Source organism: Amycolatopsis regifaucium (genome assembly GCF_001613935.1).
GTDB lineage: Bacteria > Actinomycetota > Actinomycetes > Mycobacteriales > Pseudonocardiaceae > Amycolatopsis > Amycolatopsis regifaucium.
On the sequence record NZ_LQCI01000024.1, the window covers coordinates 45,662 to 68,711 of the forward strand.

The 23,050-nt window shown below is 68.0% G+C and carries 18 protein-coding genes and 1 pseudogene; 1 reads left to right on the forward strand and 18 read right to left on the reverse strand.

Annotation, left to right across the window (positions count from 1 at the left end; genetic code table 11):
• Positions 1–4: 4 nt before the first annotated feature.
• The 13 genes and pseudogenes from AVL48_RS22785 to AVL48_RS22845 form a co-directional block, all read right to left on the reverse strand.
• Entirely contained in the window at positions 5–1,492 is a 1,488-nt protein-coding gene (locus AVL48_RS22785; protein ID WP_061988550.1) for a sugar ABC transporter ATP-binding protein, read from the reverse strand.
• Positions 1,489–2,529, reverse strand: a complete 1,041-nt coding sequence (locus AVL48_RS22790; RefSeq protein ID WP_061988548.1) for an SMP-30/gluconolactonase/LRE family protein — start codon at positions 2,527–2,529, stop codon at positions 1,489–1,491. The genes AVL48_RS22785 and AVL48_RS22790 overlap by 4 nt, the downstream gene beginning before the upstream one ends.
• Positions 2,526–4,706: an ABC transporter permease gene (locus tag AVL48_RS22795; protein ID WP_061988546.1), complete on the reverse strand. Its 2,181-nt coding sequence runs from the start codon at positions 4,704–4,706 to the stop codon at positions 2,526–2,528. The genes AVL48_RS22790 and AVL48_RS22795 overlap by 4 nt, the downstream gene beginning before the upstream one ends.
• A 12-nt stretch (positions 4,707–4,718) precedes the next feature.
• Positions 4,719–5,792, reverse strand: coding sequence for a sugar ABC transporter substrate-binding protein (locus AVL48_RS22800; protein ID WP_143105037.1), 1,074 nt, complete (start codon positions 5,790–5,792; stop codon positions 4,719–4,721).
• A gap of 14 nt (positions 5,793–5,806) precedes the next feature.
• Entirely contained in the window at positions 5,807–6,817 is a 1,011-nt protein-coding gene (locus AVL48_RS22805) for an ABC transporter permease (RefSeq protein WP_082857734.1), read from the reverse strand.
• Between the two features lie 17 nt (positions 6,818–6,834).
• Positions 6,835–8,262 carry an MmgE/PrpD family protein gene (locus AVL48_RS22810; protein ID WP_061988540.1) on the reverse strand — a complete coding sequence of 476 codons (1,428 nt, stop codon included), beginning with the start codon at positions 8,260–8,262 and terminating at the stop codon, positions 6,835–6,837.
• Positions 8,263–8,428: 166 nt separating this feature from the next.
• Positions 8,429–9,547 (reverse strand): response regulator transcription factor, encoded by a 1,119-nt coding sequence (locus AVL48_RS40195; RefSeq protein ID WP_061988538.1) that lies wholly within the window; start codon positions 9,545–9,547, stop codon positions 8,429–8,431.
• A gap of 70 nt (positions 9,548–9,617) precedes the next feature.
• On the reverse strand, positions 9,618–10,280 hold the full coding sequence (locus AVL48_RS22820; protein ID WP_244162667.1) for a nitroreductase: 663 nt from the start codon (positions 10,278–10,280) through the stop codon (positions 9,618–9,620).
• An 87-nt stretch (positions 10,281–10,367) separates the two neighbouring features.
• Positions 10,368–11,027 (reverse strand): annotated as a pseudogene (locus tag AVL48_RS22825) (alpha/beta hydrolase); the annotation flags it as partial.
• 91 nt (positions 11,028–11,118) lie between these two features.
• The gene (locus tag AVL48_RS22830) at positions 11,119–12,279 is read right to left on the reverse strand and encodes an acyl-CoA dehydrogenase family protein (RefSeq protein WP_061988534.1); all 1,161 of its coding nucleotides are present in this window, start codon (positions 12,277–12,279) and stop codon (positions 11,119–11,121) included.
• A gap of 10 nt (positions 12,280–12,289) precedes the next feature.
• Positions 12,290–14,200 carry an AMP-binding protein gene (locus AVL48_RS22835; protein ID WP_061988532.1) on the reverse strand — a complete coding sequence of 637 codons (1,911 nt, stop codon included), beginning with the start codon at positions 14,198–14,200 and terminating at the stop codon, positions 12,290–12,292.
• 2 nt (positions 14,201–14,202) lie between these two features.
• Positions 14,203–14,664 carry a MaoC family dehydratase gene (locus tag AVL48_RS22840; RefSeq protein ID WP_037347224.1) on the reverse strand — a complete coding sequence of 154 codons (462 nt, stop codon included), beginning with the start codon at positions 14,662–14,664 and terminating at the stop codon, positions 14,203–14,205.
• A 37-nt stretch (positions 14,665–14,701) separates the two neighbouring features.
• Entirely contained in the window at positions 14,702–15,595 is an 894-nt protein-coding gene (locus AVL48_RS22845; protein WP_061988530.1) for an HpcH/HpaI aldolase/citrate lyase family protein, read from the reverse strand.
• Positions 15,596–15,661: 66 nt separating this feature from the next.
• Between AVL48_RS22845 and AVL48_RS22850 the strand changes: the two genes are divergently transcribed.
• A complete protein-coding gene (locus AVL48_RS22850) occupies positions 15,662–16,531 on the forward strand; it encodes an alpha/beta fold hydrolase (protein WP_244162666.1) in 870 nt (289 codons plus the stop codon).
• Positions 16,532–16,615: 84 nt separating this feature from the next.
• Here AVL48_RS22850 and AVL48_RS22855 read toward each other — a convergent pair whose 3' ends face one another.
• The 5 genes from AVL48_RS22855 to AVL48_RS22875 are packed head-to-tail and all read right to left on the reverse strand — an operon-like array spanning position 16,616 to position 23,046.
• Positions 16,616–17,392: an SDR family NAD(P)-dependent oxidoreductase gene (locus AVL48_RS22855; RefSeq protein WP_061988526.1), complete on the reverse strand. Its 777-nt coding sequence runs from the start codon at positions 17,390–17,392 to the stop codon at positions 16,616–16,618.
• Positions 17,389–18,951, reverse strand: a complete 1,563-nt coding sequence (locus AVL48_RS22860; RefSeq protein WP_061988524.1) for a class I adenylate-forming enzyme family protein — start codon at positions 18,949–18,951, stop codon at positions 17,389–17,391. The genes AVL48_RS22855 and AVL48_RS22860 overlap by 4 nt, the downstream gene beginning before the upstream one ends.
• Entirely contained in the window at positions 18,948–20,408 is a 1,461-nt protein-coding gene (locus tag AVL48_RS22865; protein WP_061988522.1) for an aldehyde dehydrogenase family protein, read from the reverse strand. Before AVL48_RS22865 ends, AVL48_RS22860 begins: the two co-directional genes overlap by 4 nt.
• A complete protein-coding gene (locus tag AVL48_RS22870) occupies positions 20,405–21,127 on the reverse strand; it encodes a hypothetical protein (protein WP_061988520.1) in 723 nt (240 codons plus the stop codon). Before AVL48_RS22870 ends, AVL48_RS22865 begins: the two co-directional genes overlap by 4 nt.
• A complete protein-coding gene (locus AVL48_RS22875) occupies positions 21,124–23,046 on the reverse strand; it encodes a hydantoinase B/oxoprolinase family protein (protein ID WP_143105038.1) in 1,923 nt (640 codons plus the stop codon). Before AVL48_RS22875 ends, AVL48_RS22870 begins: the two co-directional genes overlap by 4 nt.
• Positions 23,047–23,050: the final 4 nt, after the last annotated feature.

The following is a 23,050-nucleotide window of genomic DNA, read 5'->3' on the forward strand; positions in this document are numbered from 1 at the left end:
AGGGTCAGTGCACGGCGGCGAACATCAGGCTTTCCTCGTCGGCCTCTTCCGGGGAAAACTCGGCGGCGATACTGCCCGCCCGCGCCACGAGCACGCGGTCGGACAGCGCCTGGATCTCCGGGAGGTAGGACGAGATGACCACGACCGCGACGCCGTCGTCGGCGAGCGCACGGATCATCGCGTGGATCTCGGGAATGGTGCCGAGGTCCACGCCACGTGTGGGTTCGTCGATGATCGCGACGAGCGGTTCGCGGGTCAGTCCCTTGGCCAGCACGACCTTCTGCTGATTGCCACCACTCAGTTCCTCGACGGTCGCCTTGCCGGGTTGCAGGGTCCGCACCTGGAAGCGTTCGACGAACCGTTTCGCCACCGACTTGCGATCACCCGGCCGGTAGAAGAAAGGCAGGCGCAGCGCGCTGCACAGGTGCCCGAGGTAGATGTTGTCCGCGATCGTCAGGTGGCTGAAGAATCCCGACGCCTTGCGGTCTTCGGTGATGTAGACGATGCCGGCCTTGCGGGCGTGGCGCGGTGTGCGGAAGCGGACCGGTTTCCCGTTCAGCCGCACCGTTCCGCCGCGCAGCCGTCGCCGTTTCAGCACACCGCTGACGATCATCGCGGTCTCGCTGCGGCCGGCGCCGACCAGCCCGTAGATGCCGACGATTTCGCCCGCGTACGCCGAGAACGCCATGTTGCGCACCACGGGCAGTAGCGTGACGTCTTCCACTTGGAGCGTCGGAACGGGTTCCGGCGCGCGGCCGGGCAGCACGCGTCCCATCTCGACGGTGCGCCCGACCATCATCTTGACCACGCGTTCCCGGGTGAATTCGGGACGCGACAACGTTCCCTGCACGACGCCGTCCCGCAGCACGGTGATGCGGTCCGCCTGCTCGAACGCCTCGTCGAGCATGTGCGTGATGAAGATGACCCCGATCCCACGGCGTTTGAGACTCTGCATCGACAGGAACAACTGGAGGCGTTCCTCGGGCGTGACCGAGGACGTCGGCTCGTCGAGGATGACGAGTTTCGCGTTCCGGTGGACCGCCCGCGCGATCTCGACCATCTGCTTCTGGCCGATGCCGAGCACCCCGGCGGGGACGTCGGGCCGGATGTGGAAGTTGTGCGACTCCAGCAGTTCGCGAGCGACGACGTTGAGGCGCCCGAGGTTGTTGAACACCTTCTCGTCGCCCACGAACAGGTTCTGCGCCACTGTCATCGACTCGACGAGCGAGCCCTCTTGGTAGACCATCGCCACCCCGGCCTCGACCGAGTCGCGCGGCGTCGTGAAGGACCGCTTGCTCCCCTCGATCTCCAGCGTGCCGGAGTCCTGCGCCACCGCGCCCGAGATGATCTTGACCATCGTGGACTTGCCGGCGCCGTTCTCGCCGAGCAGTGCGTGGATCTCCCCCGGCTGGACCTCGAAATCGACGCCGTCGAGGGCGTAGGTCCCGCCATAACGTTTGCTGACGTCGGTCAGCCGGATCACCGGTGTCACGCTCGCCCCTCCAGGAGATTCCCGTAACCACGCGCCGCCGCGAGCACTCGGCCCTCGCGCACGGCCACGCCGGTGACGCCGTGCCGCGCGCTGTCGACACGCGCGTGCGCGCTTTCGGCCACCCGGCCCGCGCCGTCCACCCGGAACACGAGCCCGCAGGATCGCGCGGGCGCCCAGCTCTTGACCACGCCGAGTACGCGCAGCTGTCCCATTTGCATGGTTTCCGTGAACGGGCTCCCGCCGCGCAGACGGGGCACGAACCACTCGGCCGGGCTGATCGTGTCGGTCATCTCGGCGAGCACTTCGGGTTCGTCGAGGAGCATCTCGGTGACCCGGTTGCGGATGTACGGCGCGGCGAACCACCGGCCGGAGATTCTCCCGGGATAGACGGGCAGATTCGCGATCAGTGCCTTGCCCGGCCTACCGAGCGCGTCCACTGGCCGTGTTTCGACCCGGTGGTCGAAACTGAGCGACACCAGCACTTCCCCAGCCGACGCCTCGATCCCCGACGGCCACGCCAAACCCTCGGCCACCACCTCGGCTCGCGGGCCGTCCACCCGCACGATCGCCCCGGACCGGTCTCCGGTGACCAACGCGCGGGCCCAGTCCAGCTCCGTCGTCGATCCGACGGTGACGAGCAGCGAACCATCCGGCGCCACCGTCAGGTCGGTCACGCGGGACGTGACCGATGCGGCGCTGCACACCTCCTTCGAAGAGGTGACCGAGACGATTCCGACGCCGTCCACCGCGGCGAGAATCTCTTCGCTGCGGACAGCGAGAGCCGCGACGCGACCGTCCAACTCGGCGACGCGCACCACGTCGTCGCCGCGCAGGGCGAGGACCTGGTTCTCGCTGCTGAACACCACCTCACCGGCGTCGGTGACCACGACGTCGTCCGGTTCGAATTCACTTGACGGCAGCAGTTCGGCCGCTTCGTCGAGCCGGAGATTCGGCCGCAGCCCGGTGTCCATCGGCGGCACGCCACGGCGCCGGGCCCAGTTCGGGTTGATCAGTTCCTTGAGGGTGGAAAGGCTCATCGGTTCACCTCCGCGACCGGACGCGCGCCCGCCGTACCGGGGACGGCCGAGGGATCGATGTCCCCGATCTCGGCCGGGTCCAGTGCCAGCCGCCCGATCCGGTTGTTGCTGACGCCGCACAGGTACAGGTGGCCGTCGCGTTCCTTGACCGCCGTGACCATCGGGTAGTTCTCCATCGTCTCGTCCCACAGCACCGAGAGGATCTCGCCGCTGTCGCTGAACTTGATCGCGCACGACACGTTCAGCTGCGGCACCACCCAGTTGTCCACGGACACCTCGCGGGTCATCCGTCGCCGCACCGACGGGTACCGGCCGAGCAGATCCGACATCTGGGTCCGCATGGCGCACAACGGCATCCAGTAGTTGCCGTCCGACGAGCGGTTGATGTTGTCCGGATAACCGGGCAGGTTCTCCAGCACCGGTTCGAGCTGTCCTTCCTTCGGCCCGGAGATCCACAGCCGGTCGACGCGGCACAGGCCGGTGCTGGCGATGAGGATCGACTCGCCGTCGTGGGAGGTGCAGACCCCGTTGGGGAACACGTAGTTCGACACGACGACGTCGGTGGTGCCGTCCGGCTTCACCCGGACGATCCGCCCGTTGGGCCGGAACTCGACCAGTTCGAGCAGGAAGTCCGCGGTGTTGGTGCGGGTGGAGAAGTCCGAGGCGTAGATCGACCCGTCGGGCGCTACGTCGAGGTCGTCGATCGCGCGCAGGCCCGAATCGTCGATCAGCGACAGCGGACTGCGTTTGACCTGGTTGGCGACCAGTTCCGGTTCGCCGTCCGGCCCGATCCGGTAGATCCCCATGCCGCCGACGGCGACGACGAGCCTCCCTTCGGCGTCCCAGACGTGCCCGCACGGGAAGCCGCCGGTGCGGGAGAAGACCTCGCCTTCGGTGTCCTCCAGCCCGCGGAACCGCCACACCCAGCCACGCTGGTCGCCGCAGTACACGTTGCCCTCGGCGTCGACCGCGCAGTCCTCGGCGCCGCGGATCTTCCCGAGCCCGACCGGCGGCGCGTCGGTGAGCCGCCGGTTCGGCGACCAGACGGTGCCCGGTTCGGTGACATCGATGAGCGGGCCGAGGGACAGCCGGGCCGGGTCGATCTTCAGCTTCTCGACCGCGCGCTGCCGGTACTTGCCCCATTTCAGGTCCAGGATGGTGAACACGGCGAGCACGGCCGCGAGCACGACGGTGTAGAAGGAGCCCTGTGCCCCGTCCGCGACGGTCGCCTGCTGGATGATCGCCACCACCGCGACCCCGACGGTCGCCCGCAGCACCGAACCGCGGCCGCCCTGGATGCTCACCCCGCCGAGGACGACGGCGGTGAGCACGATGATCTCCCAGCCGTGTCCCACGTTCGGGTCGGTCCTGGCCAGCCGCGCCGAGGTCAGGATCGCCGCCGTACCCGCCAGCGCGCCGGAAAGCACGTACGTCCAGAACGTCACCGCGGTGACCGGGATGCCGTTGCGCCGTGCCGAACGCCGGTCCGAACCGGTCGCGGTGACCCACCAGCCCCAGCGGGACCGGGTCAGCGCCAGATGCACGACCAGCAGCACCACCGCGAAGAGGAACCAGGCGGCCGGGACGCCGATGATCCGGCCGTTGCTCAGGAAGTCCCACACCAGGGAGTCCTTGCTGATGCCGATCTTGGCGCTGTTCGCGTTCTGCAGTACCGAAGCGGCGCCGCCGAAGGCGATCAGCGTGACCAGGGTGGTGATGAACGGGCGCATCCGCAGGATCGCGATGAAGAACCCGTTGACCGCCCCGAGCAGGGCGCCGGTCACGATCGCCGCCGGGACGACCACGGCCGTCGGCCACAGCCACACCCGGTCGGCGACCAGCGCGCCGAGCGCGCAGACCCCGACCATGGAGCCGACCGAGAGGTCGATGCCGCCGCCGACCAGGACGACGGTCAGGCCGATCGCCAGCAGGCCGAACTCGGCCATCTCGTCCAGCACCAGCGGCGCGTTGTCGGCGCCGACGTTTGTGGTCGCCAGCACGTAGAGGCACAGCGCGAGCGCCAGTACCAGCGGGACGGCGCCTTCCATCCACCGTTTCTCGAACAGGTCGGAGATCGTGCGGAACCGCGCGATCCTTTCGGTGGGCCGTCCGCCGGTCATGCCGAAGGCGTCGAGCCCGCGCCGCAGCGGGGAGAACCCGCGAGACGAAGTCGTCATCGGTGCCCGTCCCTACTGGCTCTCGTAGCAGGCGATGGTGGTCTTGTCGATGTTGGTCTTGTCGACGACCGTGTCCGACACGTAGGCGACCGAGTGCGCGCTGCCGGGCTGCGCGCCGTTCATGATCAGGTTCTGCGCGGCGACCGCGCCCGCGGCGCCGATGCCCTGGACGTCATAGGCGGCCGAGGCGGTCACCAGGCCCTGCTTCAGGGCGGCGCACCAGTTGCTGTCCGCGTCGAGGGTGTAGACGCCGACCGAGCCGGGCTGCACCTGGCCGCGCGATTCGGCGGCCTTGACCGTCTGCCCGACGGTGATCGAGTTGAGGTCGAAGGTGACCATGAAGCCGCAGAGCTTGCCCTGTTGCTGCTGGAGCACCGATTCGGCGGCCGCCTGCGCCTGGGCGTTCTGGAACTGCGAGTGGGCGACGAGGACCTTGTAGCCCGCCGGTTCCACGACGTCCTTGATGCCCTGGTTCCACAGGATCGAGGCCGGGTCGTTGCCGGGGCCGTCGATGATCGAGATCGTCTTGGGCGCGTTGCGGCCGTCGCAATCGGACATCGCGCGTTTGGCGATCGACTGGGCCGCGCCGTAGACGTCGACACCGACGAAGGCGTCACCGAGCCGGGCGGACATCATGTTGAGCACCACCGTGTAGATACCGGCCTTCTGTGCCCGGTCGATGGCGTTGTCGAGCAGGCCCAGATCCTGGTTCTGCAGCACCAGTACGTCGGCGGCCTTGCGGGCGATCAGGTCGTTGATGGTGCTGATCATCCGGTCGCTGCTGAAGTTCGAGTCGTACACCTTGAACTCGGCGCCGAGTTTGTCGAAGGTGCGCTGCATCGTCGTGCCCCAGTTCTCCGTGAGCTGATAGCCCTTGAAGAGGATCGGCACGAACGCGATCTTCTTGCCCTTCATCGTGTCGAGCGCCTTCTGTCGCGCGGGCATCAGTTCCACAGTGGACCCGAAAGCCTGGTTCCCGTTACCGGACTGGGCTTCCGACGAACCGCTGTCGACGGAGCAGCTCGCGACGGCGGTGGCCGTCACCGCGGCCAGCGCGAGGGCGACGATCTTCTTGGTGAGTTTCATGGTTCCGTTCCCGTTCACAGTTCGCCGGATTTCTCGGTTTCGTCGTTGCGCGGATGCAGCCACGCGTCGAACGCGATCGCGGCGGCGAGGACGCCGCCCCGGATCAGGTCCTGCACCGCGGTGCTCAACCCGTGCAGTACCAACAGGTTGTTGAGCACGCCGACGAAGAGGGCGCCAGCGAGGACGCCGAGGATGGTTCCGCGGCCGCCGGACAGCGACACCCCGCCGATCACGACCACCGTCAACGCGGTGAACAGGATCGGGGCGAAGGACGTGACCGTGGTCTGCACGCTCCCTTGCAGGGAGACGGTGACGTAGCCGGCGAGCGCGGCCAGCAACGCGGAGAGCACATAGGTGAGGATCTGCAGCGGCCGGACCGGAGCGCCGGTCGACCGTGCCGTCGCGAAGTTGTCCCCCATCGCGCGGATCAGCCGTCCCGGCGAGGTGTAGGCGACGAACAGCCACGCGATCAGGAAGACCGCACCGGCGATCAGCACCGGACGAGGCACCCCGAAGACCGAGCCGCCGCTGAGCTCGGCCAGGAACGACGCGGGCGGCACGCCGTAGACGTTCTCGGTGAGGAACAGGATGTCGATTCCGCCGATGGCGAGCATGCCGGTCGCGAGCGTCACGAACAGCGCGGGCACCTCGAAGAGGGCGACGAGAATGCCGTTGACCAGGCCGATCGCCAGTGCCAGCGCGGTCATCAAAGCGATCGCCTGCCCTTCCGGCATGCCGCGGTCGATGAACGCCAGCGTCGCCTGCGCACACCCCAGACCGATGCCCGCCACGGACAGATCGAGCCCCTTGCCGAGGATCACGATCGCCTGGCCGATGGCCAGGATGCCGAACGCGGCCGAAAGGTTCAGGATGCTGGCGAAGTTGCCGGTGCTCAGGAAGTTCGCCGTGGTCAGGCCGCCGGCGAGCGCCAGCAGGATCGTGATCGCGAGGACCGGATAGGTCTGGTCGTAGCCACCCAGGCGCGCGCGAAGCGACCCGCGTGGCTTCGTTGCCACAGTAGTCATGGAAATCCCGTATTCGGTCAGGAGGGAAGGACCGGGCGGAGCCGTTTCGTGAACTCGGTGACGTCCTCGACGTTCCGCAGGTCGAAGACGGCTTCGATGACGGCGTCCGCGTCGGCGTCGGTGAGGACGTCCTCGACGTTGTGCCGGAACTTGGCGATCAGTTCGTCGTCGGTCATGAACGTCGCCGGGTCGGGCGAAGGACTGCCCTTCGGGTAGGCGCGTTCACCGGTGAAGGTGGTGCCGCGGGCTTGCACCTCGACGCGGGATCGCCGCGCCGCCGGGTTGCCGCGCAGGGCCGCGGTGTAGTCCGGGTGTTCCCGGAAAGTGGCTTTCTTGGTCAGCTCGAGCACGGACGGGTCGATTACCGCTTCCGGTGTCTGCCAGTCCTTGCCCGGCGGGATCCGGTGCGCGGCCATCGCCAAGCCGTGCGTCATGCCGAACTGGGCGTCACGCGGATTCCGGATGTTCTCGTTGACCCACACCGGCTGCAGCACGAAGCTCTCGCCCCACGCGTCGATGGCGTCGATCTCGTCCGGCCGGATGTCGTGGGTCTCGACGATCTCGGTGAGGGCGTCGAACAGTGCGTGCATCACGCGGCAATGCGGATACGGCTTGAAGGACTGGAACGGCGTGAAGGTCCAGTCCCTGCCCAAACCGGCCGTGATCGGTGCCGGCTCCCACCGCGAGGTTCCGATGAAGCACGGGAAGCCGTAGTCACGGTCGTCGAGCATCTCCCGGTCGCCGGTGTGCCCGAGTTCGGCGAGGTTCGCCGCGGTGACCGCCGACAGCGCCATCCCGCCGGCGAGCTGGTACTTGATCGTCGTCGACGGCGCGTGCATCATCCACGCCCGCTGGGTGTTCGTGGGGACCGTGGACCCCATGATCCCGAGCGCGTCGGCCAGGGTCTCTTGGGAGAACCCCTTGACCACACCGATCGCGGCGGCCGCGCCGAACAGCGTGCTGCTGTAGCCGATGACGTCGGGGATGGTGACGACACCGTCCTTGATGTCGCGCAGGTAGTCGGTCGCCTTGCCGATACGGAACGACATCTCGTGCGCGACCGCGATCGCGGTCAGGAGCTTTTCCCCGCTGCCCCGCGAGGATTCCGCTGTCGCCAACGCTCCAGGAAGGACGTACGGCGTCACGTGGCCGGGCGGGAGGACGGCGTCCTGGTCGAGTGCGTTGATCAGTTCCGCGTTGGCGAAGGCCGCACCCGGAACCGATGTCGTGGTCCCCGTACCCAGGATCGACGCGGGTCCTTCGGCGCCACCGAGGTACCGGCCGTAGCCGACACCGCGTTGAGCACCTTCGTCGTCGAGGGAGGCGACAGCACAACCGAGCGAATCGAGCAGGATGCGCTGGGACTCGCTCACCACCTCGTCCGGCAAGTTCCGGATTTCGGTATCTGCCGCGAATTCCGCGAGTTGCTCGATGATCGTCGGCATCTTGTGCGCGCTCCCTCGGTGATCTGTGCCACGTTGCGGGAGACAGTGTGGCCGCCGAACGGATCAGGCCACATCTGCCGCCGGTCGGAGTTCCTTTCTTACCGGCGGCGGATTTCACGGATTGGGCTGGACAGTCGATCGCGCACTACATATGATGCGCGGCCGCTCAATTGGCGTTCATCCGGCGAAGCCAGCGGGAGACCGCCTCGGCCCGGTTGGCGGCGCCGAGTTTACGCAGAATATGGGTGACGTGGGATTTCACGGTCCCCTCGGAAATGAAGAGCCGCCCGGAGATCTGCTGGTTCGACGCCCCCGCCGCCAGCAACCGGACGATCTCGGTCTCACGCTGCGTGAGCCCGAAGTCCTCCCTCGCCGCCTCAGGTGCCCGAATAGACGGACGACCGCCCGGCGCGACGAGTCGCTCGATCCCGGCGGCCACTGTGGACAGTCCATCCAGGATGGTCACCCGGGCGAGGATCTGGCTGAGCCCCTCGGCGAAGAGATTGAGCATCGCTCGGTCGGTCGCGTCGACGTCGCGGCGCTGGTGGTAACAGTCGCCGTGGACCAGTCCGACCACCTGGCCTTGGACCGTCAGCGGCGCGAGCCCGTAGGAACTGCACCCGGAGATCCGGACGAGTTTCCGTTCGACACGGGGATTGTTCTGCACGTCGTACACCAGCCCCGGCCTGGCCTGCGCGACGACGTCGGTCTCGACGAGGTTCCCGTCGAGCGTGGGCGGACTGGCCTTGCCCGCCGCCACCATCTCCTCGGCCATCCGGGGGTCACGGATGATGCACATGGTGTGCAGCTTCCAGACCGAATCCTCCACTCGCGAGACCAGCGCGCGGTCGAAGCCGAGTCCGCAGCAGGCTTGCGGGGCGCGGGTGAGCAGTTCCTCCGCAGTGGTGACGTCGCGGACCTCGGCCAGCGCGGTCCGGACGCGATCGAGCAGCCCGGCCCCGGCGGCGAGCCGGAAGTCGGTGACGGCCGATTCCGCCGACCGGATACGGGCGAGCAGCCCGGTCAACCGCCGCTGACGGGCGGGCGGGACTTGCGAGTCCGCCGAGCGCAAGGTCTCCGTCAGTACCGCGTCCCACATCGCCGACAACGAGCGCAGGGCGTTCGCGGTGTTGCCCGCCGGGCCTCGCGGCGGGGTGAATTCCCGGTCCAGCACCGCGCCGACCTCGGCGGCGAGCTGTTCGAGCCGGACGCCGAGTTCGCCGTCGAGAACGGCACCGTAGGGCAGCCGCCGGGCGGTTGACGATCCCACACTGTCGAGCGTCATTGCTCACTCCACTACCGAGCGGAAAATACACAATATAAATTGTGCTCGCTGGAGGGTCAACCCGGACGCTTCAGTCCCCGATCATGACAACGGTGTCGTCGACCGCGGCGCGTTCCGTGCGGAACCCGTTCACCGGATGGTCCGTGTCCGCGTAACCGAACGAGACGGCACAGACGACCAGGCGATCGTCCGGGAGATCCAGGTACTCCCGGACGTGGTCGGCGTGCATGGCGATCGCCGCCTGGGGAATCGTCGCCATCCCGAGGGACTGGGCGGCCAGCAACAGATTCGCCACATAGCCGCCGCAGTCGATCGCGCCGTAGGTGCCCTGCTCACGATCGGTGGTCACGATCGCGACGTGCGGCGCGCCGAAGAAGTCGAAGTTCTTCAACCGCTGCGCGACACGCGCGTCCCAGTCCTCCTTCTTGATGTCCAGACTGGCGTAGAGGGCGTATCCGGCGGCGCGGCGACGGTCCTTGTAGACACCGTGATACCCGTTCGGCATGCCGAGATCCGGGGCTTCCTCGTGCGTCTTGGCGTGCTCGGTCAAGCTCTTCGCGAACCGCCGCGTCGCATCGCCTTTCATCACGTGAACCCGCCAGGGCTGGGTGTTGCACCAGGAAGCGGTCCGCTGAGCGATCTCGAACATGTCCCGCATGACGTCGTCGGGCACCTGGTCGGGCAGGTACGCCCGGCAGCTCCAGCGCTCCGAGACCAGCTTCCTGAAATCCACGGTTTCCTCCACGGCCGGGTTCCGGCTGCCCGCCGAAACCCGGCGAACTCATCTCATACTACCGAGAATATATTTTATAGGAGATTCTCATTCGCCCGCCAGGTGCTCCTCGAAGAACGGCACCGCCTCGTCGACGGCGCGCTTCACGTACTGCGGGACGTCGTAGAAGTCCATGTGCGCGCCGCCCTCGACGACCACGAGCTTCTTCGGGCTCCGGGCACGGGCGTGGAGTTCGGTGGTGTGCCACAGCGAACCCGCTTCGCTCCCCGCGATGGCCAGCAGCGGCTGAGTCAGCAGGTCCTCGACGAGGTGGAAGGCGTCGAAGGCGAAGATGCGCGTGATGCTCTTGGTGAAGAGCTTCTTGTTCTGCGCGTTGGGGTGCTGAGCCCGGGGCGTCAGGTAGTAGTCGTGCGCCTCCACCATGTCGCGCGGGGTGTTCTCGTCGGTTTCCGCCGGGACGTAAGGGATGTAGGCCGCTTCGGCACCCTGCGACTCGGCGGTGCGCTGCTGCGCCGCGGCGTCGAGGGTGGGAACGGCGGCGGAGTCGGCGTCGGCGCCGAACCAGCCCTTGCGGTAGGCGCTGCCGATGTTGACCGCGCTGACGGTACCGATGGCCTTGATCCGGTGGTCGGTCATGGTGGCGTTGACGGCGTAGCCGCCACCCGCGCAGACGCCGAACACGCCGATACGGTCCGCGTCGACGTACTCCAGGGACTGCAGGTGGTCGACGGCGGCGCGAATGTCCTCGACATGAAGGCCCCTTTCCTTGCGCCTGGCGCAAGGAAAGGGGCCTTCATGTACTTCGAGCGAGCAAAGGCGGCCGCGTGAAGGTCAGGTGTCAGTACGAACGTGGCAGGCCCAGCACCTGCTGTGAGATGTAGTTCCGCACCATCTCCTGTGAGAACGGGGCGTTGCGCAGCAGCCGGACCTCCCGCCACAGCCGTTCGATGTGGTACTCCCTGGCGTACGCGTACCCACCAAGGGTCGAGAACGCACGGTCGCACGCCTCGAAACCGGCCTCCGCGCCGAGGTATTTCGCGGCGGCCGCCTCCGGACCGCACGGCTTCCCTTCGTCGAACAGTTCGGCCGCGCGCATCGCCATGCCCTCGGCCGCTTCCAGCCGGATCCACGAGTCGGCCAGTGGATGGGCGACCGCCTGGTTCTGCCCGATCGGCCGGTCGAACACCACCCGGTTCTTCGCGTACTCCGACGCGAGCTCCAGCGCGGCCCGGCCGAGACCGATGCCCTCCATGCCCACCACGATGCGCTCGGGGTTCAAGCCGTCGAGCAGGTAGTAGAAACCCTTGTCGACCTCGCCGACCAGCCGCTCCTCGGGCACGAAGAGGTCGTCGATGAACAGCTCGTTGGTGTCGATGGCGGCACGGCCCAGCTTGTCGATCTCCCGCACCGCGATGTGCTCACGATCCATGTCGGCCAGGAACAGCGACATCCCCCAGAGCGGCTTGTCGTCGCGGCGGGGCGACGTGCGCGCCAGCAGAAGGATCTTCTGCGCGTTCTGCGCGTTGGTGATGAAGACCTTCTGGCCGTTGACCTTCCAGCCGCCGTCCACCTTGACGGCCTTGGTCTTGATCCGCGAGGTGTCGACACCCGCGTCGGGCTCGGTGACGCCGAACGCCATCAGCAGTTCGCCGGAGGCCAGCTGAGGCAGGAACTCACGCTTCATCTCCTCCGAGCCGTACTTGACGACCGGCGCGGGCGGGAAGACGTAGAAGTGGATGGCCGAACCACCACTCATTCCCGCGCCCGATGACGAGATCTCGTTCATCATGACGGCGGCCTCACGGAGACCGAGACCGATGCCGCCGTACTCCTCCGGGATCATCGCGCCGAGCCAGCCGCCCGCGGCGAACGCCTTGATGAAGTCCCACGGGTACTCGTGCTTGCGGTCCTTGTCCAGCCAGTAGTCGTTGTCGAATTTCCGGGCCAGCTCCCGGGTGGCCTTCCGGACGATCTCGACGGTGTTCTCGGTTTCCGTCATTGCCGCTCTCCTAGTCTTCGTCCGCGAGGACGGGAATGTCCTCCAACGGTGTCGCCGGGTCCAAAGAGGACAGATCGCCGACCGGCGCGCCGGTGAACCGCGATCGGATCGCGCGGCGCATGATCTTGCCGTTCTTGGTCTTGGGCAGGGTCTTCACGACGTACACGGCGGGCGCGAACGACTTGCCCGCGTTCGCCAGCGCCGCAGCGCGCAGGTCATCGAGGTCGACGTCCTCGTGCCGGAGCACGACGAAGGCCACCGCTCGCTGACCGCGGCGTTCGTCGGGAGCACCGATGACCGCGACCTCCGCGATCCGCCCGTCCTTCAGCAGCGCGGCCTCGATCTCGGCCGGACCGACCCGGCGGCCCGCCAGTTTCAGCGTGTCATCCGAGCGGCCGTGGATCAGCCACGAACCGTCCTCGTCCACACTCGCCAGGTCACCGTGGACCCACACGCCGTCGAACCGAGCCCAGTAGGCGTCGAGATACCGTTCCCGGTCCTGCCAGAACGCGTGCGTCATACCCGGGAAGGTGTTGCGCACGGCCAGTTCGCCGATCGCGTCCACGACCGGTTTCCCGTCGTCGTCGAGCACGACCGCGTCGACGCCCGGCAAGGGGCCGGTGAACGCAGCCGGCGCGGCGGGCAGGAACGGGTAACCGACCAGGATGCCGCCACCGACCTCGGTGCCGCCGCTGTAGTTGACGATCGGGATACGCCGCTTCCCGACCTGGTCGAACAGCCACCACCAGGTCGGCTCGTCCCACGCTTCACCGGTGGAGACGAAGGACCGCAGCGTCGAAAGGGCGCGTGCGGGTCGCTCGTCCGCGGACCGCAGGGCGCGGGCCGCCGTCGGGGCGATGCCCTGCACGGTCACGCCATTGCACTCGATCACGTCCCACAGCCGGTCCGCCGTCGGATGGGTGGGCAGCCCCTCGATCATGACGATCGTCGCGCCGAGCTGAAGCGGTCCGGTGATCAGCATGGGGCCGACCAGCCAGCCGAGGTCGGTGATCCAGCAGACGACGTCGTCGGCGTGCACGTCGAAGCCATAGGCGAAGTCGGTGGCGGTCTTCACCGCGAAGCCGCCGTGGGAGTGCACGATGCCTTTGGGCCGCCCGGTCGTTCCGGAGGTGTAGACGATGGTGAGCGGGTCGTTCGACTCGGTGGCCGCCGTCTCGACCGGTGTGGGATCGGTGTCCAGTTCGTCGTAGTAGACGTCGCGGCCGGCACTCATCGGCACGTCGATGCCGAGGTGCCGGAGGACGACGACCGCGCGGACGGACGGCGCGTCGGCGACCGCGGCGTCGGCGGTGGCCTTGAGCCCGATCTCCTTGCCGCGCCGGGTGGTGCCGTCCGCGGTGATCAGCGCGACGGCTTCGGAGTCCTGCAGCCGGGTGGCCAGCGCGTCGGCCGCGTAGCCGCTGAAGGCCGGGACCGACACCGCGCCGAGCATCGCGATCGCCAGGAAGGCGACGACGGCCTCCGGGACCACCGGCATGAACAGCACGACCCGATCACCCCGCGACACGCCGAGCGTGGCCAGGTTCGCGGCGAACCGGCGCACCTGCTCGTCCAGCTCGGTGAAGGTCAACGTCCGGCGGTGTCCCGAGTCGCCTTCGTACACCACGGCGAGCTTCTCGGACCCCGCGTGCCGGTGGGCGGCCAGCTCGGCGACGTTGATCCGGCCGCCGGGGAACCACCGCGGGAACGGTTTGCCCTCGGACTCGTCCAGCACCCGGGTGAACGGCGCGGTGAACTCGACACCGAGGTCTTCGACGACCTCACGCCAGAACCATTCCGGGTCCGCGATCGCCCGGCGGTTCAGGTCCTCCACTCCGGCGAAGCCCCATCGGCGCAGCGCGGCCAGCAGGCGGCTGCGTTCCCGGACCGCGTCGTGCGGGACCCAAGCGATGTCAGGCATGGTCAGTCCTGCTTCACGGGGCGCTTCATCATGAGCCCGGCGCGCAGCGCGTCACAGACGATCTCGTCGCGCTGGTTGATCCCGAAGTGCCGGAACATCACGATGCCGGAGTCGTCGCGGCTCTTGGACTCGCGCTTGCTGACGATCTCGGTGCGCACGTGGATGGTGTCGCCGTGGAACACCGGTTTGGGGAACTTGATCTGCTCGAACCCGAGGTTGCCGAGTGTGGTCCCTTGTGTCGTCTCCGGCACGGTCACCCCGGACACCAGCCCCAGGATGAACAGGCTGTTGACCAGCCGCTGGCCGTAGATCGAGTTCTTGCTGTACTCGGCGTCCAGGTGCAGCGGCGCGAGATTCAGCGTCATCACGCTGAACAGGGTGTTGTCCGCCTCGGTGACGGTGCGGCGGGTCGGGTGGTCGATGACCATCCCGGGTTCGAACTCCTCGAAGTACAGGCCTGCCATCGGATGATCCTCTCAAAAATATTATATATGCTTAATGTCACGCGTGGATCGACAAGGCGTCCGCCAGCTCGATGACGCCTTCAGCCGTCTTCACGTGCGCGATGTCGATGTGCTGTCCCTCGAAGTCGACGGCCGCACTGCCCGCGGCCTCCGCCTCACGGAACGCGGCGATCATCCGGCGGGACTGCTCGACCTGCTCCGGCGACGGCGCGAACACCTCGTTCGCCACCGCGACGTGCGACGGGTGGATCGCGACCAGACCCCGGTACCCGAGCCCGCGGTTGTCCAGGCAGAACCGGCGGCAGCCGTCCAGGTCCTTGATGTCCTGCCACACGCCGGCCACCGGATGATGCAGGCCGTTCGACCGTGCCGCGAGTACCAGCCGGCTGCGCAGGTAAAGCGTCTCCAGTCCGGCCGGAGTGAACTCGAAACCGAGTTCACGTCCGACGTCGGCATTCGGCCCGGTGGCGCCCAGCAGGGACGCGACCCGCGGGCTGGCGGCGGCGATCTCCTCGCAGTGCGCCATCGAGGTGGCCGTCTCGAAGCTCAGGATCAGCTTCACCGAACCCGGTTCGAGCCCGTCGCGCTGCTCGATGTGCGTCAGAACTCCGTCGAGGCGGACGATCTCCCGCGCGGTGAACACCTTCGCGAGGAACAGCCCCGCCAGACCGGGGCGGACGACCGCTTCGAGGTCGGCGCTCAGCAGGCCACTCACCTCGGGGTTGGCGCGCACCCAGAGGTCGGGGCGCACCCCGTCCGCGGTCAGCCGGTCGATCGTGCCGGCGATGGTCTCGCGCGCCTGGTCCTTCTCCGCGGCCGGGACCGAGTCCTCGAGGTCGAGGATCAAGGCGTCCGCCCCCGAGGCGATGCCCTTGTCCGCCCAGGCCGCCTTGTGGCCGGGGACGAAGAGCATCGAGCGATACGGTTTCATCGTGCGTCTCCTTGACTTCCTCGAAGCAGTTCGCCGTCGTTAAATATAAAATATATACTACGGGACGTGCCGAGGCGAGAGGCGACCGAAATGCTCCAAGAGACGACCATCTTCCATGGCGCACACGGGCTCCGGCTCAGCGGCGACCGCTGGGCACAGCCCGGCTCGGAGCGCGGCACCGTGCTGTTGCTGCACGGCGGTGGCCAGACTCGCCACTCCTGGAACCGCACCGCACGCGCTCTCGCCGCGGAAGGCTGGCAGGCCTGGACCGTCGACACTCGCGGCCACGGTGACAGCGAATGGTCACTGGACGGCCGCTACACCCTCGACGACTTCACCGCCGACCTCTACGCGATCGTGGCTCAGCTGGGCACGAAGCCCGTGGTGGTCGGGGCGTCGCTGGGCGGGCGCACCGCCCTCGCCGCCGAGGGTGAACGCCCCGGCACTCTGGCCGGGCTCGTCCTGGTCGACATCACCCATCGCACCGAGCACTCCGGGCAGTCCCGCGTCAAGCGATTCATGACCGGTGCGCCGCACGGGTTCGCCACCCTCGAAGAAGCCGCTGACGCCATTTCCGCCTACCGGCCGGGGCGACCACGTCCCCGCAGCCTCGACGGCCTCAAGCGCAATCTGCGCCGGCGTGAGGACGGACGCTGGTATTGGCACTGGGATCCCCGGTTCCTCGGCTCCACCGCCGACGCCGGGTACTACTCCCCCGAACGGCTCAGGCGCGCTGCGCGCGGGATCGCCATACCGACCCTGCTGGTGCGCGGCCTGCACTCGGACATCGTGACGGCCGAGTCCGCGGCGGAATTCCTCGACCTCGTCCCCACCGCGCGTGAAGTCGGGGTCTCCGCCGGGCACATGATCACCGGCGACGACAACGACGTCTTCACCGCTCACCTCCGGGAGTTCCTCACCCACGACGTGATCTGACCTCCCGGCTGGTGGTCCGCGAAGGCCTCCTTCCCTACTCTCAGGGTAGGGAAGGAGGCCTTCACGGACTTTCGAGAACGCACGTCAGGGCGCATCGAACACTGTGGTCGCCGGGTCCACCGCCGCGCCGCCGCCATCGGCCACCAGCACCTGCCCGGTGATGATCGAAGCGTCCGACGAGGCCAGGAACGCGCACACCGACGCGATCTCCTCAGGCTCGGCGACTCGACGCAACGGGACGTGTTCCGCCACGAGACGGTAGGCCTCGTCGACCGTGATGCCCTCGCGCTCGGCGAGGTAGCTCATCGCGCCCTCCCCCAGCGGCGTGCGGACCCAGCCGGGGCACACGCCGTTGACCCGGACGCCGCGCGGGCCGTAGTCCCGTGCCAGCCAGCGCACCAGGCCGATCACGCCCGCCTTCGCCGCGCTGTACCCCACCGTGCCGGGAGGCCCGGAAAGCAACCCAGCGGTAGACGCGAACAGCACCAGCGAACCACGCCGTTCCACCAGATGCGGCAGCACCTCGCCCGCCAGGAAGTACGAACCGTGAAGGTTCACGTCGAAGGCGCGGAACCACGCGTCGTCCGCCTTGGGACTGGCGGTCCCGGCGACGGCGGCGCCCTGGGTGGCGATCACCGTGTCCAGGCCGCCGAGGTCGGCGACGGCCTGTCGCACTACTTCCGACAGGGCTTCGCGTTGCGTCCCGTCGGCGGGCAAGGCGATCCCGCCGATCTCGTCGGCGACCTCCTTGAGCCGGTCGGCGTTGATGTCGGTCACCGCCACGCGAGCGCCGTCCGCGGCGAATCGGCGCGCCGTGGCCGACCCCACTCCTCCGGCCGCTCCGCTGATCAGCACGTTCATGTCGTCGTCTTCTCTCTGTCCACTTCGGACTCGATGGCGGCGTGGGTCTCCCGCAGCCGGAACTTGAGGATCTTGCCCGAGGCGTTGCGGGGCAGTTCGTCCGCGAACACGAAGTACTTGGGCACCTTGTACCCGGCGAGCCGTTCCCGGCAGAACGCCCGGAGCGCGTCCGCGTCGACGGCCTGGTCCGCTTCGGTGACGACGACCGCGCAGCCGACCTCGGTGTAGCGCGTGTCCGGCACCGCGACGACCGCGGCCTCAAGCACCTGAGGGTGGGTCGCCAGCACCTTCTCGACCTCGGCCGGGTAGATGTTCTCCCCGCCGCTGCGGATCATGTCCTTGGCCCGGCCCGCCAGATGCAGGAAGCCGTCGGCGTTGACGTATCCGAGGTCACCGGTGCGACACCATCCCTCGTGGAAGGTCGTGCGGGTCGCGTCCGGACGGTTCCAGTAGCCCTGACTCACCGCCGGGCCCCGGACCTCGATCTCGCCGACCTCACCGACCGCGGCCGGTTCGCCGAGCGGCGTGACGACGCGCGCCTCGGCGAGCGGCAACGGACGGCCGATACTCTTCGGCTGCGCGAGGAAATCCGCGTCTTCGAGGGTCGTCGCGATAGCGCCGCCTTCGGTCAGGCCGTACACCTGCGTGAGTTTGACGCCGGGCAACCGCCGTTTGACCTCCTCGGCGGTCGACGGCATGAGCGTGTCCCCACCGAGGATGAGCCGCCGCAGTGACGTCGGCAGCCGCTCTTCGAGGTCCTGCCGGTGTAGTAGTTCGTTGAGCATGAACGGGAACAGCAGGCAGTCGGTCACCTGCTCCGTGCGCAGCACCTCCAGGAGCCTGTCGACCGTGAAGTTGCCCGAGGGCAGGAACACCCCGCGGCCGTGCATGAGCAGGGCGGGCGCGACGACCGCCTCGAAACCGCCGGCGTGGTAGATCGGCCCGGGGACGAGCGCGACGGTGTCCTCGGAGAACTGCCAGCGCAGCGCCTGCGCCGTCGCGACCGCGACGGTGTTGCGATGCGTCCAGACCGCGCCCTTCGGCGAGCCGGTGGTACCCGAGGTGTAGAGCAGGCTCATCGGGTCCTGCTCCCCCAGCTCCGGGAGGTCGGCGAGCGGCTCACGACCACGCAGGACATCGAACGGTGACGCCCATTCAGGAACAGGGTCGTCCGTGTCGGGAAGCACCACGTACGTGCCGACGCCCGCTTTGTGCCGCACTGGCGCGACCCGGTCGGCCAAGCTGCCGTGCACGATCACCACCGACGTTCCCGAGTCCGCCAGGATGAAGGCCAGTTCCGCGGGTGCGAGCCGGAAATTCAGCCGCACGGTGATCACTCCGAGCCGCGCGGCCGCGAGGAACAGTGGCACGTACTCGGCGTCGTTGAACAACATCAGCCCGAGCCGGTCGCCTTTGCGCAACCCGAGTTCGCCGAGTGCGCGTGCGTACTGTCTTGTCCGCACGTCCAGCTCGCCGTAGGTCATCCGCACGCGCGTGTCGAAGCTGAACGCGACCCGGTCCTTGTCGGGCGGGGCCTCGAGAATCCAGTTGAACGTCATCTCGTCCCTCCCGGCCCTTGCAGGATCTGCTTGAGCTCGGTGAATTCGAGGATCCCCTCGGGCCCGGCCTCCCGGCCCCAGCCCGATCCCTTCATCCCGCCGAACGGCGCCGTGAGGGCCGGGCCGAACGCGTTGACGGCGACGGAACCCGCCCTGATCCGGCGGGCGTACTCGACACCCTTCGCCCGGTCGGCCGTGTAAACGCTCGCCGACAACCCGTAGCTTGTGTCGTTCGCCAGCCGGAGCCCGTCCTCGGGATCGGTGTAGGTCAGCACGGCCGTGACCGGGCCGAAGACCTCGTTCTGCGCCAAGTCCGAGTCACGGGCGACGTCGGTGACGAGCGTGGGCTCGAAGTACCAGCCACCGTCGAACCCGTCCGGCCTCTTCCCGCCGCTGACGATCCTCGCTCCGTCGTCGACGGCACGCGCGAGGAATCCTTCGGTGCGTTCGACGACCGACGGCGAGGCCAGTGGCCCGAGCTGGGTCCGAGGGTCGAGCGGATCACCGATCGTGAGCCCTTCCCAGGCCAGCCTCAACACTTCGACGATCTCGTCGTGCCGCCGTTCGGGCACGAGGATCCGGGACAGCGCGGCGCAGACCTGGCCACCACCGCTGGTCGCACCCGGCACCAGTGTCTTGAGCACCACGGTCAGGTCCGCGTCGTCGAGGATCAGCGCCGGGGACTTCCCGCCCAGTTCGAGATGGGTGCGGGCGAACCGGTGCCGGGTGGCCTCGATGATCTGCTGCGCGGCCACCCGCCCGCCGGTCAGCGACACCATGTCGACGTACGGGCTCGCCGTCAGGGTGCGGCCGACCTCCGCGTCACCGCAGAGAATGCTCAACGCGCCCGTGGGGAATCCGGCGCCCGCCGCGCAGTCGGCGATGATCCGCATGATCAGCTGCGACTCGATCGCCGCCTTGACGATCACCGGGCAGCCCGCGAGCAACGCCGGAAGCACCTTGCTCGCGATCGTCACGAGCGGGCCGTTGTAGGCGATGACCGCGGCGACGACGCCCGCCGCCTCGCGCCGCAGCACCACGTCACCGAGTGCGGATTCGCGGGAATCGTCGCACAGGACGTTGCGGGCGCTTTCCAGGAGCGTCCGCCAAGCGGCCACGGCGGCGAACCGGTGCAGGGTACGGCTGTAGCGGACCGGCATCCCGGATTCGACCGCCCAGACCGCCCCCATGTCTTCGAGACGCTCCTCCAGCGCCGCGCAGAACCGGCCACAGATCTCGACCCGCTGCGTCACCGGAAGTTCCGCCCAAGTGGACAGTGCTTCGCGGGCGGCCTGGATCGCGGCGAGCGCGTGCTTTTCCGACGGCAGCCCGACCGTGGCGACCGGCTCGCCGGTACTGGGCGAGACGATCTCGCGGCGTCCGCCGTCGGCAGGCACCCAGTCGCCTGCCAGGAACAGCTCTTCCGGGTGCGGCACCGCCACTCCGCCGATGGTCACTTCGCCCCCTTCGCCGGGAAGAACGGGCTCACCGGTCGCAGGAACATCGAGCCGAAGGGCAGCTTCATGAATTCCGGCAGGACCATGTCACCGGAGATCAGCTGCCGTTTGACGTCTTCGCGCATCGGCCCCAGGTCGCCGCTGGTCTCGTAGATCGCCAGGTGGCTCACTTCAGGCGTCACCACGCCCGGCAAGGGCTTGACGCCCGAGGTGACGAACCGCTGCGCCCGGACGAATCCGGGGGCCGACAGCACCTGCGGGATGTGCTCCTCGTCGTACCACTTGTCGTATTCGGCGCTGTCCCCCGGACGATCGCTGAAGACGAGCCAGAGGTGGCGATCGTCGAGATCTTCGAGCTTGTCGAAGCGTTCCGAGTGGTGCGGTTCGCTGACCGGTTCGAGGAACAACGCCTTGAACGGCTGGATCATGAAGTCCGGCAGCACCATGTCGCCGGACATCAGCATCCGCTTGACCTCTTCGCGGAAGCCCGCCGGGCTTCCATCCAATTCGTACAGCGCCGCGTGCCCGTAGTCGATCGGCTCGGTGCCCGACAGCGGCTTGGTGTCGGCGACCACGAACCGCTGCGCGCCCACCATGCCCGGGGAGTCCATCACCTGCGGGATGTGCTCCTCGTCGTACCACCGGTCGAAGGTGGCGCGCTCACCCGTGAACGTCGAGAAGGCGAAGAACAGGGTGCGGTCTTGGAAAGCGGGGATCATTTACCAGTCCTCTTCGTACGGAGTTTCTCGGTGGCCTGTTCGTCGACGCGCAGACCCTCGGGGTCGTGATGTGGATCGCCGGTCACCACGACGCCGTAGTCCCTCATCGCGCCCTCGACGCTGACGTACTCGTTGCGCACGTCGGCGAGCACGCGGGCGGGGTCCCGGTCGAACGGATCACCCCAGCCGCCGCCACCGTTGGTGACGCAGCGCAGGATCGTGCCGGGCGTCGTCTTCCACACCGGTTCGCTGGCGAAGTAGTGGTAGACGCCGATTTGGGGGTCGAGTGCCTTGGACTCCGGGTCGAGCACACCCGCGACCGGGACACTTCCGGCGTAGACGTCGGCATCGGTGCCGAGCAGGCGTCGCTCGTCCTTTCCGGGCGGGAAGAACCACATCGCTCCGGTAGGACCGGCCTGGCCGCCGTTGGCGCCGACACCGCTGGGCACCTTGGTGCGGAAGGGCGACAGGTAGTGGCTCGCGTTGGACAGCCAGAGTGTGTCCTTCAGATTCGCCGCACCGCCGCGGAACGTGCCGGCGCCGCCGGTGTCGATCGCGTGCTCCTTGCGCAGCATGACGACCGGGGAATCGTGCTCGATCGTCTCCGTCGCCGGATCGAGGTTGTTCAGGAAGAACAGCACCGTGTAACTGTCGCCGTCGCCGTCCTTGGTGGCGCCCCACGGACCGTGCTCACCACCGCATTGGGTGGCACTCGTCCAGGGAGTGCCGTCGGCGGTCAGCCCGGAAGCGTTGTGGGTGTTGGTGGAGCCGTAGTCGCCCGCCACGCCTTTCTCGCCCAGCACCGGGTTGAGTGCGTCGAAGATGGCCGAGACCACGGCACCGGAGGCTTCCCAGAACATCATGATCCCGCCGTCCGGCGGCAGTGAGGAGACCAGCGTGCCGGGCGGGGTGACGAGGTCGATGGTGCGCCAGGTCCCCGAGGTGAACGGCACCTCCGGGTCCAGCAGCATCGTCAGCGCGACGCCGACCGCGGTCTTCGTGTCGAGGACTCCGCAGTTGATGCAGGTGCGTGCCTGCGGTGAGGTGCCGTCGAGGTCGACCTCGATGTCCTGTCCGCGTTTGCGCAGGGTCACCTTCACTGTGTAGTCGACGCTGTCGTCCAGGCCGTCGGCGTCGATGACCGCGGAACCGGTGTAGTCGCCGTCGGGGACCGGCGCGATCGCCTCGCGCATCCGTTCGGCGGAGGTGTCACAGGCGTAGGTGAGCGTGCCCAGGTAGGCGTCGAGGCCGTACCGCTCGATGTTCTCCAGCACGAGTTGCTCACCGAGCTTGAGCTGCTGGTGAATGCTCTTGAAGTCCGGCAGCAGCATCCCGCCCCAGCGGGTGTTGTCGAAGATCAAGCTGAAGGTCGACCGCACGGGTTCGTCCTTGGACCACAGCAGGACCGGCGGGATGACGAGCCCGTTTTCGTACACATTGGACTTCGTGGCGGAGAACCCACCTGGGACGGTCCCGCCCATGTCGAGCTGATGGGCACGCATGTTGACGAAGGAGACGAGCTCGCCGTCGGCGAACACCGGCCGGATGAAACAGACGTCGTTGACGTGCGTGCCACCGCGATACGGGTCGTTGCAGATCAGCACATCACCCGGTGCGAGATTCTCCGGCCCGTACTCCTCGACCGTGTTGCGCACCGCGTCACCGAGGGTTCCGAGGAAGACCACGAGGCTGTTGCTGACCACCGCCATCGGGTAGCCGCGGTCGGGCGGGCCGCTGATGGTGCAGGCGAAGTCGTACCAGTCGCGGATGATCGGCGAGAACGCCTCGCGCATGAAGCCGGTGGACATGTGCTCCACCGCGTAGCGCAGGCGATTCAGGATCACCGCGGTGGTGAACCGGTCACTGCCGTAGGCGGCGTTGAACTCGTCGTCGGAGATGTCGCGCAAACGTGTGTCCACTGTG

Excerpts from the sequence above, each read along its gene's own strand:
- AVL48_RS22790 (WP_061988548.1), bottom strand. The coding sequence starts at position 2,529 with ATGAGCCTTTCCACCCTCAAGGAACTGATCAACCCGAACTGGGCCCGG.
- AVL48_RS22795 (WP_061988546.1), bottom strand. The coding sequence starts at position 4,706 with ATGACGACTTCGTCTCGCGGGTTCTCCCCGCTGCGGCGCGGGCTCGAC.
- AVL48_RS22800 (WP_143105037.1), bottom strand. The coding sequence starts at position 5,792 with ATGAAACTCACCAAGAAGATCGTCGCCCTCGCGCTGGCCGCGGTGACG.
- AVL48_RS22805 (WP_082857734.1), bottom strand. The coding sequence starts at position 6,817 with ATGACTACTGTGGCAACGAAGCCACGCGGGTCGCTTCGCGCGCGCCTG.
- AVL48_RS22810 (WP_061988540.1), bottom strand. The coding sequence starts at position 8,262 with ATGCCGACGATCATCGAGCAACTCGCGGAATTCGCGGCAGATACCGAA.
- AVL48_RS40195 (WP_061988538.1), bottom strand. The coding sequence starts at position 9,547 with ATGACGCTCGACAGTGTGGGATCGTCAACCGCCCGGCGGCTGCCCTAC.
- AVL48_RS22830 (WP_061988534.1), bottom strand. The coding sequence starts at position 12,279 with ATGACGGAAACCGAGAACACCGTCGAGATCGTCCGGAAGGCCACCCGG.
- AVL48_RS22835 (WP_061988532.1), bottom strand. The coding sequence starts at position 14,200 with ATGCCTGACATCGCTTGGGTCCCGCACGACGCGGTCCGGGAACGCAGC.
- AVL48_RS22840 (WP_037347224.1), bottom strand. The coding sequence starts at position 14,664 with ATGGCAGGCCTGTACTTCGAGGAGTTCGAACCCGGGATGGTCATCGAC.
- AVL48_RS22845 (WP_061988530.1), bottom strand. The coding sequence starts at position 15,595 with ATGAAACCGTATCGCTCGATGCTCTTCGTCCCCGGCCACAAGGCGGCC.
- AVL48_RS22855 (WP_061988526.1), bottom strand. The coding sequence starts at position 17,392 with ATGAACGTGCTGATCAGCGGAGCGGCCGGAGGAGTGGGGTCGGCCACG.
- AVL48_RS22860 (WP_061988524.1), bottom strand. The coding sequence starts at position 18,951 with ATGACGTTCAACTGGATTCTCGAGGCCCCGCCCGACAAGGACCGGGTC.
- AVL48_RS22870 (WP_061988520.1), bottom strand. The coding sequence starts at position 21,127 with ATGATCCCCGCTTTCCAAGACCGCACCCTGTTCTTCGCCTTCTCGACG.